The following is a 17,038-nucleotide window of genomic DNA, read 5'->3' on the forward strand; positions in this document are numbered from 1 at the left end:
TCACCGGGCTCTGACAGTGAAGGCCGGCACCGACACGGAGTCATCGTCGAGGCACTGGCCCGTCGCCAGGTCGAACCGCTGCTTGAGCAGCGGGGAGGCCACGAAGTGCCGGCCGTCGGCCGTGGAGCCGAGCAGGCCGCGCGAGAGGACGTACGCCCCGGTGAACGGATCGCGGTTCTCGACCGCGTAGAGCGTGCCGTGGCGGTCGGCGAAGACGGCGGCCTGGTTGCCGTCCGGCAGCAGTGCCGCCACGCCGCGGCCGGGGGTGAGGAGGTCGCGGTCGCAGACGGCGAACCATTCTTCGGCGAGGAGGAGTTCGACGGTCATGAGCCGGCCGTCCCTTCGAGGGAGAGGGTGCGTACGGGAAGGACCGGCCCGGCGAGGAGCCGCAGGTCGGGCTTGACCTGATCGCGCTCGGGGACGAATTTCACGGACGGGTCTGGGACATCGGGGGCGTTCACGAAGGAGACGAAGCGGCGCAGGCGCTCGGGGTCGTTGAGGGTGTCGGCCCATTCGTCGCGGTAGTTGGCGATGTGGGCGGCCATCAGCGCTTCGAGTTCGTCGCAGATGCCGAGCGAATCGTGCACGACGACGTCCCGTATGTGGCCGAGGCCGCCGTCGACGCGCTCCAGCCAGGTGGAGGTGCGCTCCAGGCGGTCGGCGGTGCGGATGTAGAACATCAGGAAGCGGTCGATGAGCCGGACGAGTTCGGCGTCGCTCAGGTCCTGGGCGAGCAGGTCCGCGTGGCGCGGGGTGGCGCCGCCATTGCCGCCGACGTAGAGGTTCCAGCCGCTCGCGGTGGCGATGACACCGAAGTCCTTGCTCTGCGCCTCCGCGCACTCGCGTGCGCAGCCGGAGACCGCTGACTTGAGCTTGTGCGGTGAGCGCAGCCCCCGGTAGCGCAGCTCAAGGTCGATGGCCATCCGGACGCTGTCCTGGACGCCGTAGCGGCACCAGCTCTGGCCGACGCAGGATTTCACGGTGCGCAGCGACTTGCCGTAGGCGTGTCCGGACTCGAAGCCGGCGTCGACCAGCCGGGTCCAGATCATGGGGAGCTGTTCGACCCGGGCGCCGAACATGTCGATGCGCTGGCCGCCGGTGATCTTTGTGTAGAGGCCGAAGTCGCGGGCCACCTCGCCGATCACGATGAGCTTCTCGGGGGTGATCTCGCCGCCCGGGATGCGCGGCACGATCGAGTACGAGCCGTTCTTCTGCAGGTTGGCGAGGAAGTGGTCGTTGGTGTCCTGCAGCGCGGCCTGCTCGCCGTCCAGGATGTGCCCGGACGCGCCGACGGCCGGGGCCAGGGAGGCGATGACCGAGGCGACGACAGGCTTGCAGATCTCGCAGCCGTCGCCGCCACGGGCGGTGTCGCGGCCGTGGTGGTCGAGGAGTTCGGCGTACGTGGTGATGCGCAGCGCCCGTACGATCTCGTACAGCTCGGCGCGGGTGAAGGCGAAGCAGCCGCACAGCCCCTGGTCGGCGGCGGGCGGCAGCAGTTGGCCCAGTACCTTCACGCAACTGCCGCAGCCGGTGCCGGCTTTCGTGCACTTCCGCACTTCGGGGACCGTGGTGCAGGAGTGCTCGGTGATGGCTGCCAGGATGGTGCCCTTGGTGACGTTGTGGCAGCTGCAGATGACCGCCTCGTCGGGGAGCGAGGAGACGCCGAGCGCGACCGGCGCACCCGATCCGGCGGGCAGCACCAGCTGCCCGGGGGAGACCGGGGGCACGGACCCGGTGAGCGGGCGGAGCGTGCCGTAGGAGTCGGCGTCGCCGACGAGGATGCCGCCGAGCAGGACGCCCTCGGGGGAGACGACGAGCTTCTTGTAGACGCCGGAGCGGGAGTCGGAGTAGAGGACGTCCAGGCAGCCGGGGGTGGCGCCGTGCGCGTCGCCGAAGGACGCCACGTCGACGCCGAGGAGCTTGAGCTTGGTGGAGAGGTCGGCGCCGTCGAAGGTACCTGCCTCGCCCGCGATGGCGTTGGCGGCGACCTCGGCCATCTGGTAGCCGGGGGCGACCAGCCCGTACACCCGGCCGTCGGAGGCGAGCGCGCACTCACCGATGGCGTAGACAGCCTCGTCCGCCGTACGGCACCGCTCGTCGACGACGATGCCGCCGCGTTCGCCGACCGGCAGCCCGCACTCGCGGGCGAGCTGGTCCCGGGGCCGTACGCCCGCCGAGAAGACGACGAGATCGGCGTCGAGAGCGGAGCCGTCGGACAACGACATCCCGGTGACCGAGCCGTCCGGGCCGGTCACGATCTCCTGGGTGCCGACGCCCGTGTGCACGATCAGTCCCATGTCCTCGACGGTGCGGCGCAGCGCGGCCCCGCCGCCCTCGTCGACCTGGAGGGACATCAGGCGCGGGTTGAACTCCACGATGTGCGTGGTCAGCCCCAGCCCCTTCAGCGCGCCGGCCGCCTCCAGGCCGAGCAGCCCGCCGCCGACCACCGCGCCGGTGCGCGAGGTCATGGCGTACTCCTCGATCGCGAGGAGGTCCTCGACCGTGCGGTAGACGAAGCAGCCGGCCGCGTCCTTGCCGGGGACGGGTGGCACGAAGGGGTACGAGCCGGTGGCGAGGACCAGGGTGTCGTACGCGACGGTCAGCCCGGAGCGGGCGGTCACGGTCCGCGCTTCGCGGTCGATGGTGACCGCCGGGTCGCCGAGGTGGAGCTCGATGCCGTGCTTCTCCATGAACCCGGCCTCGACGAGAGAGAGCCCCTCAGGGGTCGTTCCGGAGAAGTACGAGGTCAGCTGGACGCGGTCGTACGCGGGGCGCGGCTCCTCGCAGAGCACGATCACCCGGGCGCGCGAGGTCAGGTCCCGGTCGGCCAGCGCCTCCAGGAATCGCTGTCCGACCATCCCGTGGCCGACCAGCACGATCGTGGGCGTGGTCATCGTCAGGACCCTCCGTCGTTGGTGAGCAGGTGAAGCAGTGGGGTTGGGCCGGAGGGCAGCGGTTCGTCGCTCTCCCAGGTGCGGGCGAGGGTGCCCACAGCGGCGAGGTCGCCGAGCAGGATGCCGCCGACCAGGCGGTCGCCGCGCATCACGACCTTGCGGTACGCGCCTTTTGTCGCGTCCGAGAGGCGCAGCACGTCGTCGCCGGGGGCAGGCACGGGGTCGCCGAAGGCGGCGATGTCGAGGGGGCCGGGACCGTTCAGGGTGAGCCGGGTGAGCGTCCGGGTGCCGGTGTAGCGGGACAACTCAGCCCGTCCGGCGTTTGAGGACCGGGGGGTCCATGGGGGCGGGGCCTCCCTGGTTTCGGGAAGGTGGGGGCACCTCCCAGCGGTAGCTGGGGGAGGGCCAGGGGAGAGGCCCGCCGCAGGCGCGCCCGCCGCGAGAATGCGCGCCAGCACATCCGCCTGCTCGCGGGCCGGGCCCGCCAGGCCGTACACGACACCGGCGTGCTGGGCGCAGTCGCCGATCGCGTAGATGTCCGGGTCGCAGGTGCGCAGCTCGTCATCCACGACAATGCCCTTGGCGACGTCCAGCCCGGCCGCCTGAGCGAGGCCCACCCGGGGCCGTACGCCGCAGGCGAGCACCACCACGTCGGCGTCGAGCCGGTAGCCGTCGGCCAGTTCGACCTGATGGCAACGGCCCTGTCGCAGACCGCGCACCCGGCACTCGGTGTGGACCTCAATGCCGAGCGATTCCAGATGCGTGCGCAGCAGCTTCGCGGCGGCCTCATCGAGATGCCGCTCCATGAGGTACTCGCCCTCCTGGGCCAGCACCACCTGCGCCCCGCGCGCGGCCAGCGCCCGCGCCGCCGAGACGCCGAGCAGCCCGCCGCCGATCACCACGGCCCGTATGCCTTCCCCGGCCAGCGCCTGCGACAGCGCCAGGCAGTCGTCCATCGTCCGGAAGGCGTGCACCCCGGGCGGCAGTTCGCGCTGCCCCTCCTCGTACAGCCCCCGCAGCGGCGGCAGTACGGGGTTCGAGCCCGTCGCCAGCACCAGCGCGTCATACGGGACCGTGCTTCCGTCGTCGCAGCGCACCACCCGGTCGCCCCGGTCGATCCGCACCACCCGCACCCCGCACCGGACCGCACCCCCGGGGACCTCCGGCAGCGCCACGACTTCCGGTGCGTACCGCCCCGCCAGCACCTCGGCGAGCAGCACCCGGTTGTACGGCGCGTGCTGCTCCTCGCCGATCAGCGTGACGTCCACGTCGCCACACGGCGCGAGCTGTTGCGCGAGGCGCGCCCCCGCCATTCCGCCGCCGACCACCGCAATCTTCATGCTTACGAGCGTGCGGGGCGGCTGTTTCCCGGCAGCATCCTGGCGGTTTCCCGAAAGGAACAGTGCCCTCAGCGGGCGCTGAGCCGGGCTGTGAGACTACGGATGCTTGGGAGTCAGGCGACGGAGAAGGAGGAGGTGTCCAGCGTGAAGTCGAACGGCTCAGGGATGTGGATCTTCTGGCCGAACTCCACGGTCGAGCTGGACTGATAGCCGTGGTCGGACGGTGCGGAGAACACCGAGACGGTTTCCTTCTGCATGTCGACCAGGAGATAGACCGGCACTCCCGCCTTGCCGTAGGCCTCCAGCTTGTCGCCCCAGTCATTGCCACGAGTGGAACCGGAGGTCAGCTCGGCTGCCAGGGAGAGCGCCTCGCCGGGGAGCCGGATACTGTCCACGACTACTGCGTCCGCATCAGCCACATGAATGTCCGGTCCGAAAGCACGGCTTACGGAGGGGAAGACGTACAGGCACGGGGCGACGTCCGCGACGTGGTTCTCCGGCGCATGTTGGTTGAGCTGGCGAGTCAGGCTCCGCATGATTGGCAGATAGGCCCCCTTCGACCACGGCGACATGACGATGCTCTCCCCGACGATCTCTACCTTGAACCCCTCCGGAATGCGTTGATCGAGGTCCTCAAGTATGTCGAGCAGACGGGGGAAGGGCAGCGGCAACTCGGCGGCAGAAGACATCGGCGCATCCAATGTGGCGGTCACTAGGCGGCCCTCCCCATAAGCGTTCGTAGACGCGTCCAGCGTAACCGCCGTACGGGTGAGCCGGGCCCGCATTCACTCCGGAGAGTGACCGGCTGCTTCCACCCGCACCGCGCACACCTTGAACTCCGGCATCCGGGACGTCGGGTCGAGGGCGGGATTGGTGAGCGTATTCGCCCGCCCCTCGCCCGCCCAGTGAAACGGCATGAACACCGTGTCGGCCCGGATCGCCCGGCTGATCAGCGCGGGGGCGACCGCACGGCCGCGCCGGGAGGTGACGGCGACCGGCTCGCCGTCGGCTATCCCGAGGAGGTCGGCGAGGCGGGGGTGGAGCTGGACGTACGGGCCGGGGGCGGCGGCGTTGAGCTCGGGGACGCGGCGGGTCTGGGCGCCGGACTGGTAGTGGGTGAGGACCCGGCCGGTCGTCAGATACAGGGGGTAGTCGGCGTCGGGCTCCTCGGCCGAGGGGCGGTGGAGTACGGGGATGAAGCGGGCCCGGCCGTCAGGGGTCGCGAACCGGTCGAGGAAGAGCCGTGGGGTGCCCGGATGGGCCCCAGCCCCAGCCCCAGCCCCAGCCCCAGCGGAAGCGTCGGGACAGGGCCAGAAGACTCCGTCCTCCGCAGCGATCCGCTCGTAAGTGATCCCGGAGTAGTCGGCCGGCCCGCCGGCCGAGGCACGGCGCAGCTCGTCGAAGACCTCCTCCGGGTCCGTGGGGAAGCCCTTCTCCCAGCCGAGCCGGGCGGCGAGCCCGTGCAGGACGTCGAGGTCGCTGCGGACCCCCGGCGGCGGGTCGATCGCCTTGCGGCGCAGCAGGACCCGGCCCTCCAGGTTGGTCGTGGTGCCGGTCTCCTCGGCCCACTGCGTGACGGGGAGCACCACATCCGCCATCGCGGCCGTCTCCGAGAGGACGACATCGCACACCGCGAGGAAGTCCAGCGAGGCGATCCGCTCCGTGATGTGCGCGGCGCGAGGTGCCGAGACCACCGGGTTGGACCCCATCAGCAGCAGAGCCTTCACGTCCCCGCCGAGTGCGTCCAGTAGCTCGTAGGCGCTGCGGCCGGGCGCCGGCAGGTCGTCGGCGTCGACGCCCCAGACCCCGGCGACATGCGCGCGTGCCGCCGGGTCGTCGAGCTTGCGGTAGCCGGGTAGTTGGTCGGCCTTCTGGCCGTGCTCGCGGCCGCCCTGTCCATTGCCCTGGCCGGTGAGGCAGCCGTAGCCGGACAGGGGGCGCCCGGCGCGCCCGGTGGCCAGGCAGAGGTTGATCCAGGCGCTGACGGTGTCGGTGCCCTTGGACTGCTGCTCGGGGCCGCGTGCGGTGAGCACCATGCTGTCCGGCGCACCGCAGAACATCGCGACGGCCTCGCGCAGTTGCGGCACCGGCACGCCGGTGATCCGCTCCACCAGCTCGGGCCAGTGGGAGATCGCCGCCGAGCGGGCGTTCTCCCAGCCGGTCGTGCGGCCGGCGATGAAGCCCTCGTCGAGGAGCCCGTCGGCGACCACGAGGTGCAGGAGCCCCAGCGCCAGCGCCAGGTCCGTCCCCGGCCGGGGTTGTAGATGCAGGTCGGCCTGTTCGGCGGTGCGGGTCCGGCGCGGGTCGACGACGATCAGCTTGCCGCCGTTCTCCCTCAGCCGGGTGAAGTAGCGCAGCGCGGGCGGCATCGTCTCGGCGGGATTGGACCCGACGAGGATCACGCACCCGGTCCTCGGGATGTCCTCCAGCGGGAACGGCAGCCCCCGGTCCAGCCCGAAGGCCCTCTGGTGCGCGGCCGCGGCCGACGACATGCAGAACCGTCCGTTGTAGTCGATCTGCGAGGTCCGCAGCACGACCCGGGCGAACTTCCCCAGCGCGTACGCCTTCTCGTTGGTCAGCCCGCCACCCCCGAACACCCCCACCGCGTCGGGCCCATGACCTGCCCGTGCCCGCACCAGCCTTTCGGCGACCCGGTCCAGGGCCTCCTCCCAGCCGGCCGGTTCGAGCCGACCCGTGGTGCGGCTGCGGATCAGCGGCCCGGTCAGCCGCACGCGAGAGGAGAGCACTTCGGGCGCTGTGCGGCCCTTGCCGCACAGCGCGCCCCTGTTCACGGGGAAGTCGGCCCACTCCACCACCTCGACGCCGCCCTCGGACGGCCTGAGTCCCATGCCGCACTGCAGGGCGCAGTAGGGGCAATGCGTGTCGATTGCGGGGGTGCTCATGGCCGTCAGCATGCTTCCGGCGTGTTTCGCTGCGTCCGCCCCCGGGTTACGCCGCCGGTAAACCCCCCTCAGCGCGCGGCGACCCGCGCTGTGAGGGCTCGGGCCACTCCCGGCTCCTTCGGTCCGAGGAGATGCGGATCGGGCGTGAACACGGCGTCGTAGGCCGCCTTCCCGGCACCCGCGACCTCCCGTGCGCCGCCGTACCACCATGTGACGTCGTGTCGCTCGTCCACGCCGATCCCGTACGCGTCGATGCCCGCAGCGGCGCACAGTGCCAACGCCCGGCGTATGTGAAAGCCCTGGCTGACCAGGATCGCCCGGTCCACGCCGAAGATCCGCTTGGCGCGGTCGCAGGAGTCCCAGGTGTCGAAGCCCGCGTAGTCCAGCACGATCTTGGCCGCAGGCACGCCGTGCTTCTCCAGATACGCACGCATGGTGGTCGGCTCGTCGTAGTCGGTGCGGCTGTTGTCACCGGTGACAAGGATCGCCTTGATCTTCTTGTCCTGGTACAGCTCCGCCGCCGCGTCCAGCCGATGCGCCAGATACGGCGACGGCCCGGACGGCGTCAGCCCCGCCCCGAACACCACCGCCACTGGTGCCTGCGGCACATCCGCCAACGTCCGCACCCGCCCCGAGGCCGAGGCCTGCAACCACGCGCCCGGCAGCAGCGCCAGCACCACACCGAGCATCACGATCTGCACGAGGCGCCGCCATCCGCGCCTCGTACTCGGCATCCGCAGCCGTAGCCGTAGTAGCTTGCGCACACGCCCTCCCCTGGCCATCGCTGGTCCCCCGTCCCATGATCCGACGCACAGCGGTCCGGCACGGTTGCGCCAATCCCGATGGCAATCACTCTAAGTGACTCCCTGACAACGCCCCACAAGCGGTGCGGCAGCATGGCCACGTGCGCCACGATGACCGCCCCCGCCTGTCGTTCTTCGTCTACGGCACGCTCCGCCCCGGCGAGGCCAACCACGACTCGCTGCTTCGCGGGCGGATCGAGTCCGAGGTCCCAGCCGTGCTGTCCGGCGCGGCCCTGTACGACGGGCCGGGGTACCCGTACGCCTTCGACGACCCCGACGGCGGCCGGGTCATCAGCCGGGTCGTCGGCGAACTGATCGAGCCGCTGCCGGAGCTCTACGACCAGGTGCTCGCCGACCTGGACCGGCTGGAGGAGTACGTACCGGGAAGGGACGCCAACCTGTACGAACGGGTCGCCCGCGAGGTGCGCGCAAACGGCCCGGGAACGGTCACCGCGTGGGTGTACCTGGCCGGGGCGGCCCTGGAGCGCGCGCTGCGGGCCGACGGGCGGCGCATCCCAGGCGGGGACTGGAAGCGTCGCTGACGCGGTCTGGCTGGCGCTCAGTGCTGCACTGGAACGCCCCGGCAGGGCATGCTGCGGTCTGCCCAGGAAGGTGCAACCGGCGGCGTCGCACGCGGTCTCCGTAACCCGGGCGTGGTCATGACGTATGAGCCCCCGTCCCGCCCGTCACACTGGTGTCTCAAATATCCTGACAGGTTCCTCACCATCGCCGCTACGGGGCGGTGAAGTCGCCGAAATCAGCCGTGATGCTCGCGCAACTGCCCCGCAACCCCGCTCCGCCACACTCGGACCATGACGGCATCCGTAACCACTCACCGCAGCGGTCCCGGACCGGAACACTTCGACAGTACGGCGCAGATCATGTCCCAGATCACGGCCCAGCTCAGCAGCCAGCTCTCCGGGCTGGCCCGGCCGCCCGCCAGCCGCTGCCCCCCGGCTCTCGTCGCGGTGGCGCACGGCAGCCGCGATCCCGGGGCGCTGCGTACCGCGAAGGCCCTCCTCGCCCGGGTCCACGCCCTGCGCCCGGACGTGCCGGTGCGGCTCGGCCACATCGAGCTGAACGAGCCGCCGCTCGACGACACCCTCGCCGCGCTGCGGGGCGAGGCCGTACTCGTCCCGCTCCTGCTCGGCCGCGGCTACCACGTCAAGCAGGACCTGCCCCAGGCCCTCGCCCGCGCCCCGCACCTCCAGGGCCGCATCGCGGCGCCGCTTGGCCCGCACCCGCTGCTCGCGGAGGCCCTGCACGCCCGCCTCGTGGAGGCCGGATACCGCCATGGTCACCGTACGAGTCCCCGATCCGCGGTCATCCTCGCCGCCGCAGGCTCCCGTGATCCCGACTCCGCCCGGGACACGGACCAGGCCGCCGCCCTCCTGAGCGCCCGCCTCGGCGGCATCCCCGTACTCCCAGCCTTCGCCTCCGCGGGCGGCGCGACGGTCGCCGACTCGGTCCGGATCCTCACCTCACGGGGCCACCACCGCATCGCCCTGGCCTCGTACTTCACCGCCCCCGGCCGCTTCGCCACCGAGACCGCCGCAGCGGCGCCCTGGCTCACAGCGGCGCCGTTGGGGGCGCACCCCGCCATGGCCAGGCTCGTCCTGGACCGTTACGACCAGGCGCTCGCGGCCCACGCCGGCCAGGGGGACAGCCTGCGACTGGCCACCTTGTAACGGCGCCGCCGGGGGCCAGTTGTCACTGCGGAGAGTTACCGTCAGCGTATGGACGGGAACCACCAGGCGGCAGCCGCCGAAGCAGCCGCCGAAGCAGCAGCGGCCGCATCTTCATCCGCACCTCAGCAGCAGCTCGGGCCGTATGAGCGTTACGGCCCTTACAGCCGGGCGGACATGGAGAGGTATGTGGCCGAGCCGGACAAGCGGCCGGGCCGGACGGCTTACCAGCGGGACCGGGCCAGGGTGCTTCACTCCGCGGGATTGCGCCGGCTGGCAGGCAAGACGCAGGTGGTCGACCCGGTGGACAACCAGTCCGCGGTCAATACGAGCCCGCGTACCCGCCTCACGCACAGCCTGGAGTGCGCGCAGGTCGGCCGGGAGTTGGGGGCGGCGCTGGGTTGCGACCCGGATCTGGTGGAGACGGCGTGCCTGGCGCACGATCTGGGCCATCCGCCGTTCGGCCACAACGGCGAGCTGGTGCTCGCCGAAATCGCCGAGGACTGCGGCGGCTTCGAGGGCAACGCGCAGTCGCTGCGCATTCTGACCCGTCTCGAACCGAAGCGGTTCGTGCACTGCAGCGACGGCAGCATGGTGAGCGTAGGGCTGAATCTCACCCGGGCCGCGCTCGACGCCGCCACCAAGTACCCCTGGTCGCGGGGCGGCCACCCGACGACTCCCGGCAGCCCCAAGTTCGGGGTGTACGAGGACGATGTGCCGGTGTTCGAATGGCTCCGCGACGGCGCGCCGAGCGACCGTACGTGCTTCGAGGCGCAGGTAATGGACTGGGCCGACGACGTCGCGTACTCCGTGCACGACGTGGAGGACGGCCTGCACGCCGGCCACCTCGACCCGGACCTCCTCCTCGCCGCGCCGGAACGGCGCGAGATCTTCCGGGTCGCCGCCGCCCGCTATGCGCCAGGCGCGGCGCCGGAGGAGCTGGCGGAGGCGCTGGACCGCCTCCTGGACCAGGTGTGGTGGCCGCACGGCTACGACGGCTCGGCCCTCGCGCAGGCCCGGCTGAAGGACACGACCTCCCAGCTGATCGGCCGCTTCTGCCTCGCCGCCGAGCGCGCCACCCGCGAGGCGTACGGCACGGGCCGGCTGACCCGGTACGGGGCGGAGCTGATGGTGCCCCGCGAGCAGCGGCTGGAGTGCGCGGTGCTGAAGGCGGTCGCGGACCGGTACGTCATGCAGCGCGAGGCACAGGAGCGGCGCCGCGCCCGGCAGCGGATCGTGATCGGGGAGCTGGCGCAGGCGCTGCTGGCCCGTGCGCCCGACGGGCTGGACCCGCAGTTCCGGGGGATATACGAGGCGGCGTCCGACGACCGGGCGCGGCAGCGGGCGGTGGTGGACCAGATCGCGTCACTGACGGACGCGTCGGCGACCGTGCTGCACGCGCATCTCACCGGCGGCCGTTAGGGCCTGTCCGGCCGTGGGCGGCCACGGCGGCCACCGGTGGCTGGTGGGAGCATCTTTCGGCCGAAGGCTGGGGGAGAGCGTCGCACGGCGGCGAAAGCGCCGTTCATGATCGGGGGACACGGCCCCGGGAGCGCGCTCCCGGGGCCGCACCTCAGTCAGTCGGCGCGGCGCTCTTCACGTGGGCCTTACTCTGAGGGAGGCTCACTGGGACGGTATATGCCGGAGGCCGGGGCAGCAGCAGCAAGGAGGCGCCAAGTGGTGGACGCAGATCAGACCTTCGTCATCGTTGGAGGGGGGCTTGCGGGGGCGAAGGCCGCCGAGACGCTCCGTTCCGAGGGGTTCACCGGGCGAGTGATACTCATTGGCGACGAACGCGACCACCCATATGAGCGGCCTCCACTCTCCAAGGGCTTCCTGATCGGCAACGAGGAGCGCGACTCGGTCTTCGTACAGCAGCCCGGCTGGTACGCCGAGCACGATGTCGAACTGCACCTGGGCCAGCCGGTCGTCCATCTCGACCGTGCCACGAAGTGTGTCACCCTCGGCGACGGCGCCACCCTCCCGTACGACAAGCTGCTGCTCACAACCGGTAGCGAGCCCCGCCGCCTCGACATCCCCGGCACCGACCTGGCCGGCGTCCACCACCTGCGTCGGCTTGCCCACGCCGAGCGCCTGAAGCATGTCCTGACCTCGCTCGGCCGGGAGAACGGCCAACTGGTGATCGCGGGCGCGGGCTGGATCGGCCTGGAGGTGGCGGCAGCGGCGCGCGGTTACGGCGTCGAGGTCACCATCGTCGCGCCGGCGCCGACGCCACTGCACTCGGTGCTCGGCCCGGAGCTCGGCGAGGTCTTCGCCGACCTGCACCGCGAGCACGGCGTGCGCTTCCACTTCGGTGCCCGGCTCACCGAGATCACCGGCCAGGACGGCATGGTGCTCGCCGTGCAGACCGACGACGGCGAGGAGCACCCCGCCCACGACGTCCTCGCCGCCATCGGCGCCGCTCCGCGCACCGCCCTCGCCGAGGCGGCGGGCCTGGAGCTCGCCGACCGGGCGGCGGGCGGCGGCATCGCCGTCGACTCCTCGCTGCGCACCTCGGACCCGGACATCTACGCCGCCGGGGATGTCGCCAACGCCCAGCACCCGCTCCTGGGCGGGCGGCTACGCGTCGAGCACTGGGCGAACGCCCTCAACGGCGGCCCGGTCGCCGCCCGCGCGATGCTCGGCCAGGACGTGGTCTACGACCGGGTGCCGTACTTCTTCACCGACCAGTACGACCTGGGCATGGAGTTCTCCGGCCACGCCGCTCCCGGCACGTACGACCAGGTGCTGGCCCGTGGCGATGTCGGCAAGCGGCAGTTCATCGCCTTCTGGCTCAGTGACGGCCGGGTACTGGCCGGGATGAATGTAAACGTATGGGATGTAACGGACCCCATTCAGCAGCTGATCCGCTCCGGCCGCCAGATCGACCCGGACCGGCTGTCCGACCCCTCCGTGCCGCTCAGTGACCTCCTGGACTAGGGCCTGTCCGGTCGATCTCCGTGGAGGAAGGAGCGGGGTCTGGCGCCTGTGATCGCAAGGCGGAGGAGGGAGGCGACGCGGAGCGTCGTCGACCGACGACAACGCCGCGAGCTCCCCCAGCCTTCGGCCGGGAGGTGCCCCCAGTGCCAGGGCACGCGACGCCGCGGAGATCGACCGGGCAGGCCCTAGGCCCTGCCCGCTGCCCGGCTGCCCAGGCGGCGTTCCCCGGTGTGCGCAACGCGGCGCGGCGGGACACGCTGCCCTGGGCGGAGGAGCCGGTGCTGATGCCGCCAGCGCCGGACGTTCGGGACGAGCGTCCTCGAACTCCCGCGACGGTGGATGCCACTTGGCCGGGCACGGCCTGAGCTCGCGGTTGAGCGGGTTCACCGCCAGGTGCTCGACGGTGGTGCCTTCACCACGGGCGGTCGGCCGGGCAGCCCACCGGCAACGTCCCGCAGGGCCGACTCGCACCGGACCACCCTTTCGGGTCCCCCGGTCCGGTCCCGTACGGCGCCCGGCGATGGCGACTCGTAACATGTCGGTCATGGAGCCCCCCACCAAGATCGTGCCCGTCGGCGAGATCTTCGCCCTGAGATGGGCCGTTCTGCGTACCGGCCTGCCGCGGGAGACCGCCGTCTATCCGGAGGACGCCCAGGAGGGCACCTTCCATGTCGCGGCCTACGACGACGCGGGCACCGTGGCCGGCTGCGTGACTTTCTTCCCGGAGCCCTTCCCCCGTGAGACGGTGTTCCCCGGTGAGACGGTGTTCCCCGGCGAGGCCGCGGCACCGGCCTACCGATTCCGTGGCATGGCCAGCGCCCCCGAGGTCCGGGGCCAGGGCTACGGCGCCGCGGTGCTGCGCGCCGGGCTCGCCGAGGCGGCGGTCCGGGGCGCGCGGCTGGCCTGGTGCAACGGCCGTACGTCCGCCCGTGGCTTCTACGAGCACCAGGGCTTCAACGCGACCGGCGAGGAGTTCGAGATCGCGCCGATCGGCCCGCACCACGTATTCGTCACGAAGCTGGGCTGAGCCGCGATGATCGGGCCGGGAATCAGTGTCGTACCCGGACCGTAGACTTCACCCGTGGCAGGGCGGATCAGGGATGAGGACGTCAAGGCGGTTCGGGACGCGGTCCCGATCGACGCCGTCGTTTCGGAGTACCTCCAGCTGAGGAATGCGGGCGGCGGCAACCTCAAGGGCCTGTGCCCCTTCCACGACGAGAAGTCTCCGTCCTTCCAGGTCAGCCCCAGCAAGGGGCTCTACCACTGCTTCGGCTGCGGGGAAGGCGGCGACACCATCACCTTCGTGATGAAGGTCGACCACCTCTCCTTCACCGAAGTCATCGAGCGCCTCGCCGGCCAGGTCGGCATCACCCTGCACTACGAGGAGGGCGGCCCGACCCCCGGCCGCCAGCAGGGTGAGCGGATCCGCCTCATCGAGGCGCACAAGGCGGCGGCGCAGTTCTACGCAGAGCAGATGGGCGGCGCCGAAGCCGAGATCGGCCGCAAGTTCCTCGCCGAGCGGGGCTTCGACCAGTCGGCCGCCGAGCACTTCGGTGTGGGCTACGCGCCCGCAGGCTGGGACCACCTCACCCGCTTTCTGCGCGGCAAGGGCTTCTCCGACAAAGAGCTGATCACCTCCGGCCTCGCCTCCGAGAACCGCCGGGGCGGCGCCATCGACCGCTTCCGGGGGCGCCTGGTCTGGCCGATCCGCGACATCACCGGCGATGTCATCGGCTTCGGTGCCCGCAAGCTCCGTGAGGACGACCAGGGCCCGAAGTACCTCAACACTTCCGAGACCCCGCTCTATCGGAAGTCTCAGGTCCTGTACGGGATCGACCTCGCGAAGAAGGAGATCGCCAAGACCAGCCAGGCGGTCGTCGTCGAGGGCTACACCGATGTCATGGCCTGCCATCTCGCCGGGATCACCACCGCCATCGCCACCTGCGGCACCGCCTTCGGCGGCGACCACATCAAGATCCTCCGCCGGCTGCTGATGGACAACTCAAATGCCGAGGTCGTCTTCACCTTCGACGGCGACGCCGCCGGCCAGAAGGCGGCGTTGCGCGCCTTCGAGGACGATCAGAAGTTCGCCGCCGAGACGTCCATCGCCATCACCCCCGGCGGCATGGACCCCTGCGAACTCCGCCTCGCAGAAGGCGACGCCGCCGTGGCCCGGCTCGTCGAGAACCGCACCCCTCTCTTCGCCTTCGCACTGCGGACCACGGTCGCCCGCTACAACCTCGACACGGCGGAGGGCCGCGCCTCGGCCCTGGAGGCCGGTGCTCCCATCGTCGCCGGCATCAAGAACTCCGCCATCCAGCACGAGTACGCCGTCCAGCTGGCCGGCATGCTCGGCATCCTGGACTCGCAGTTCGTCGTCCGCCGGGTCTCCCAGCTCGCCCGCTGGCAGCGCGACCGCAAGCAGTCCGGCGCCGCCGCGCCCGCTTCCCGTACGTACGCGCAAGCGCAGTCCGCGCCGGCCTCGCAGGCCCCCCGGGGTCCCCGGCTCGACCTGCGCAGCCCCGCCCACCGCGTCGAGCGCGAGCTGATCAAGCTCGCCCTCCAGTACCCTCACCTGGTCTCCCCGGCCTTCGATGCCTACGGTGAGGACGAGTTCACCGCCGTTCCCTACGCCGCGGTCCGCCGCGTCATCGCGGAGGCCGGTGGTGCCGAGTTCGCGGATGACGACTACCTCACCCGGGTTCGCGATGTCGCCCCCGACGACACGGTTCGCGGGATGGTCACCGAGCTGGCGGTTGAGCCCGTCATGCACAAGGCCCCCGACATCTACGCCGGCGAGGTGCTGGTCCGAGTGCGCCTGCTGGCCGTCGAGCGCCGTGTCGGCGAGGTCCGCGCCTCCCTCTCCCGCCTCGGCCCGCACGCCGACCCCGACCAGGCCAACGCTGTACAGAACGAGCTGTGGGCCCTTCAGCAGTACGGCCAGCGCCTGCGCGAACAGGGCGCTCGAGCCCTGTAACGACGGGGGCACGCCCGGACGCGGTGCGTCACCGAGCTCGTAGAAAGTCGCCGCACACCTCTCGTGGCGGGGGTGTGCGGTGCGCCACACTGGTTGGCGGTGCCTGAGTCCTCGGAGCGCGGAACCCCCGATTCCATGGGGGACCCGCACATGGCGAACTCCTGGACGGACAGCGGCGGAGCAGCCGCGACCGTTCCGCTGTTGCGCGCCTCCGAGTCCGTGACTGTGCTCACTGTGGAGGCCGCCCCCGTGCCCGTACAGACCCCGACCACGACCCCGCCCCCCAGCCCGGCTCTGACAACCCTGACGGCGGCCCTCACCCAAAGGGTCCCGGAGCAGAACCACGTCACGATCCACCCAGAGGTGGTGGCCGAGGAGGACCCAGCCCCTGCCTTCGACTCAGCCTTCGACGCCGAGGCCGACGCTGCCCCCGCCTCCGCTGCTCCGGGACGGAAGCCCCGCGAGGAAGTCGCCGGCCCGTCCGCCGATCTCTTCCGCCAGTACCTGCGCGAGATCGGCCGGATAGCGCTGCTCACCGCGGTCGAGGAGGTCGAACTCGCCCGCCGCGTCGAAGCGGGCCTGTTCGCCGAGGAGAAGCTCAACAGCACCCCTGACCTCGACTCGCAGCTGGCCGTCGACCTCGACCGGCTGGTCGTCCTCGGCCGCATGGCCAAGCGCCGGCTCATAGAGGCCAATCTCCGGCTCGTCGTCTCGGTCGCCAAACGCTACGTGGGCCGCGGCCTGACCATGCTCGACCTCGTCCAGGAGGGCAATCTCGGGCTGATCCGCGCCGTCGAGAAGTTCGACTACGCCCGTGGCTACAAGTTCTCGACGTACGCGACCTGGTGGATCCGCCAGGCGATGAGCCGCGCACTCGCCGACCAGGCCCGGACCATCCGGGTGCCCGTTCATGTCGTCGAGCTGATCAACCGCGTCATCCGCGTCCAGCGCCGGCTCCTGCAGGAACGCGGGTACGAGCCCACCACCGAGGAGGTCGCCGCCCACCTCGACCTTCCGCCCGTCCGCGTCAGCGAAGTCCTCCGGCTCGCGCAGGAGCCGGTCTCGCTGCACGCGCCGGTCGGCGAGGAGGATGATGTCGCCCTCGGCGACCTCATAGAGGACGGCGACGCCACCTCGCCGGTGGAATCGGCGGCATTCCTGCTGCTCCGCGAGCACTTGGAGGCGGTGCTCTCCACCCTCGGGGAGCGCGAGCGCAAGGTCGTCCAGCTCCGCTACGGGCTCGCGGACGGGCGCCCGCGCACGCTGGAGGAGATAGGGCGCATCTTCGGAGTCACAAGGGAGCGGATACGGCAGATCGAGTCCAAGACCCTCAACAAGCTGCGCGACCACGCCTTCGCGGACCAGCTGCGCGGCTACCTCGACTAGCGGTTGGTGGGCAGGCGTTCCGCAAGGCGAGCGGAGCGAGATGGGGGCACCTCCTGGGGGCACCTCCCGGCCGAAGGTTGGGGGAGGTAGCTGGGGGAGGGTGGGCACAA

General features: G+C 71.3%; 13 protein-coding genes. 7 read left to right on the forward strand and 6 right to left on the reverse strand.

The window, feature by feature from the left end:
• The 6 genes from nirD to FCI23_RS14800 form a co-directional block, all read right to left on the reverse strand.
• The gene (gene nirD / locus FCI23_RS14775) at positions 1–327 is read right to left on the reverse strand and encodes a nitrite reductase small subunit NirD (RefSeq protein ID WP_136724297.1); all 327 of its coding nucleotides are present in this window, start codon (positions 325–327) and stop codon (positions 1–3) included.
• Positions 324–2,894: a nitrite reductase large subunit NirB gene (gene nirB, locus FCI23_RS14780; protein ID WP_136724300.1), complete on the reverse strand. Its 2,571-nt coding sequence runs from the start codon at positions 2,892–2,894 to the stop codon at positions 324–326. Before nirB ends, nirD begins: the two co-directional genes overlap by 4 nt.
• Positions 2,895–2,896: 2 nt before the next feature.
• Positions 2,897–4,234 carry an NAD(P)/FAD-dependent oxidoreductase gene (locus tag FCI23_RS14785; RefSeq protein WP_136724303.1) on the reverse strand — a complete coding sequence of 446 codons (1,338 nt, stop codon included), beginning with the start codon at positions 4,232–4,234 and terminating at the stop codon, positions 2,897–2,899.
• Positions 4,235–4,347: 113 nt separating this feature from the next.
• Entirely contained in the window at positions 4,348–4,923 is a 576-nt protein-coding gene (locus FCI23_RS14790) for a Uma2 family endonuclease (RefSeq protein ID WP_136724306.1), read from the reverse strand.
• Between the two features lie 96 nt (positions 4,924–5,019).
• Positions 5,020–7,137, reverse strand: a complete 2,118-nt coding sequence (locus FCI23_RS14795; RefSeq protein WP_136724309.1) for a molybdopterin oxidoreductase family protein — start codon at positions 7,135–7,137, stop codon at positions 5,020–5,022.
• Positions 7,138–7,205: 68 nt separating this feature from the next.
• Entirely contained in the window at positions 7,206–7,919 is a 714-nt protein-coding gene (locus FCI23_RS14800; RefSeq protein WP_136724312.1) for a SanA/YdcF family protein, read from the reverse strand.
• Positions 7,920–8,041: 122 nt separating this feature from the next.
• On the opposite strand from FCI23_RS14800, the gene FCI23_RS14805 reads away from it, so the two are divergent.
• The 7 genes from FCI23_RS14805 to FCI23_RS14835 all read left to right on the forward strand — a co-directional run bounded on the left by FCI23_RS14805 (position 8,042) and on the right by FCI23_RS14835 (position 16,928).
• On the forward strand, positions 8,042–8,482 hold the full coding sequence (locus FCI23_RS14805; protein WP_136724314.1) for a gamma-glutamylcyclotransferase family protein: 441 nt from the start codon (positions 8,042–8,044) through the stop codon (positions 8,480–8,482).
• A gap of 270 nt (positions 8,483–8,752) precedes the next feature.
• A complete protein-coding gene (locus FCI23_RS14810) occupies positions 8,753–9,628 on the forward strand; it encodes a sirohydrochlorin chelatase (protein ID WP_246143711.1) in 876 nt (291 codons plus the stop codon).
• Positions 9,629–9,676: 48 nt separating this feature from the next.
• Complete coding sequence (locus tag FCI23_RS14815; protein WP_136724317.1) at positions 9,677–11,047, forward strand: deoxyguanosinetriphosphate triphosphohydrolase; 1,371 nt, start codon at positions 9,677–9,679, stop codon at positions 11,045–11,047.
• 255 nt (positions 11,048–11,302) lie between these two features.
• Positions 11,303–12,565, forward strand: coding sequence for an NAD(P)/FAD-dependent oxidoreductase (locus FCI23_RS14820; RefSeq protein WP_136724320.1), 1,263 nt, complete (start codon positions 11,303–11,305; stop codon positions 12,563–12,565).
• A gap of 544 nt (positions 12,566–13,109) precedes the next feature.
• Positions 13,110–13,592, forward strand: coding sequence for a GNAT family N-acetyltransferase (locus tag FCI23_RS14825; protein WP_136724322.1), 483 nt, complete (start codon positions 13,110–13,112; stop codon positions 13,590–13,592).
• 54 nt (positions 13,593–13,646) lie between these two features.
• Positions 13,647–15,542, forward strand: coding sequence for a DNA primase (dnaG, locus tag FCI23_RS14830; protein ID WP_136724325.1), 1,896 nt, complete (start codon positions 13,647–13,649; stop codon positions 15,540–15,542).
• A gap of 99 nt (positions 15,543–15,641) precedes the next feature.
• Entirely contained in the window at positions 15,642–16,928 is a 1,287-nt protein-coding gene (locus FCI23_RS14835) for an RNA polymerase sigma factor (protein ID WP_136724328.1), read from the forward strand.
• Positions 16,929–17,038: the final 110 nt, after the last annotated feature.

It is taken from the genome of Actinacidiphila oryziradicis (genome assembly GCF_005047355.1).
GTDB lineage: Bacteria > Actinomycetota > Actinomycetes > Streptomycetales > Streptomycetaceae > Actinacidiphila > Actinacidiphila oryziradicis.

What these genes read in the sequence shown, in the direction of transcription:
- FCI23_RS14825 (WP_136724322.1), top strand. Translation starts at nt 13,110, where the DNA reads ATGGAGCCCCCCACCAAGATCGTGCCCGTCGGCGAGATCTTCGCCCTG.
- FCI23_RS14810 (WP_246143711.1), top strand. Translation starts at nt 8,753, where the DNA reads ATGACGGCATCCGTAACCACTCACCGCAGCGGTCCCGGACCGGAACAC.
- FCI23_RS14815 (WP_136724317.1), top strand. Translation starts at nt 9,677, where the DNA reads ATGGACGGGAACCACCAGGCGGCAGCCGCCGAAGCAGCCGCCGAAGCA.
- nirD (WP_136724297.1), bottom strand. Translation starts at nt 327, where the DNA reads ATGACCGTCGAACTCCTCCTCGCCGAAGAATGGTTCGCCGTCTGCGAC.
- FCI23_RS14800 (WP_136724312.1), bottom strand. Translation starts at nt 7,919, where the DNA reads ATGGCCAGGGGAGGGCGTGTGCGCAAGCTACTACGGCTACGGCTGCGG.
- FCI23_RS14785 (WP_136724303.1), bottom strand. Translation starts at nt 4,234, where the DNA reads ATGAAGATTGCGGTGGTCGGCGGCGGAATGGCGGGGGCGCGCCTCGCG.
- FCI23_RS14795 (WP_136724309.1), bottom strand. Translation starts at nt 7,137, where the DNA reads ATGAGCACCCCCGCAATCGACACGCATTGCCCCTACTGCGCCCTGCAG.
- nirB (WP_136724300.1), bottom strand. Translation starts at nt 2,894, where the DNA reads ATGACCACGCCCACGATCGTGCTGGTCGGCCACGGGATGGTCGGACAG.
- FCI23_RS14790 (WP_136724306.1), bottom strand. Translation starts at nt 4,923, where the DNA reads ATGTCTTCTGCCGCCGAGTTGCCGCTGCCCTTCCCCCGTCTGCTCGAC.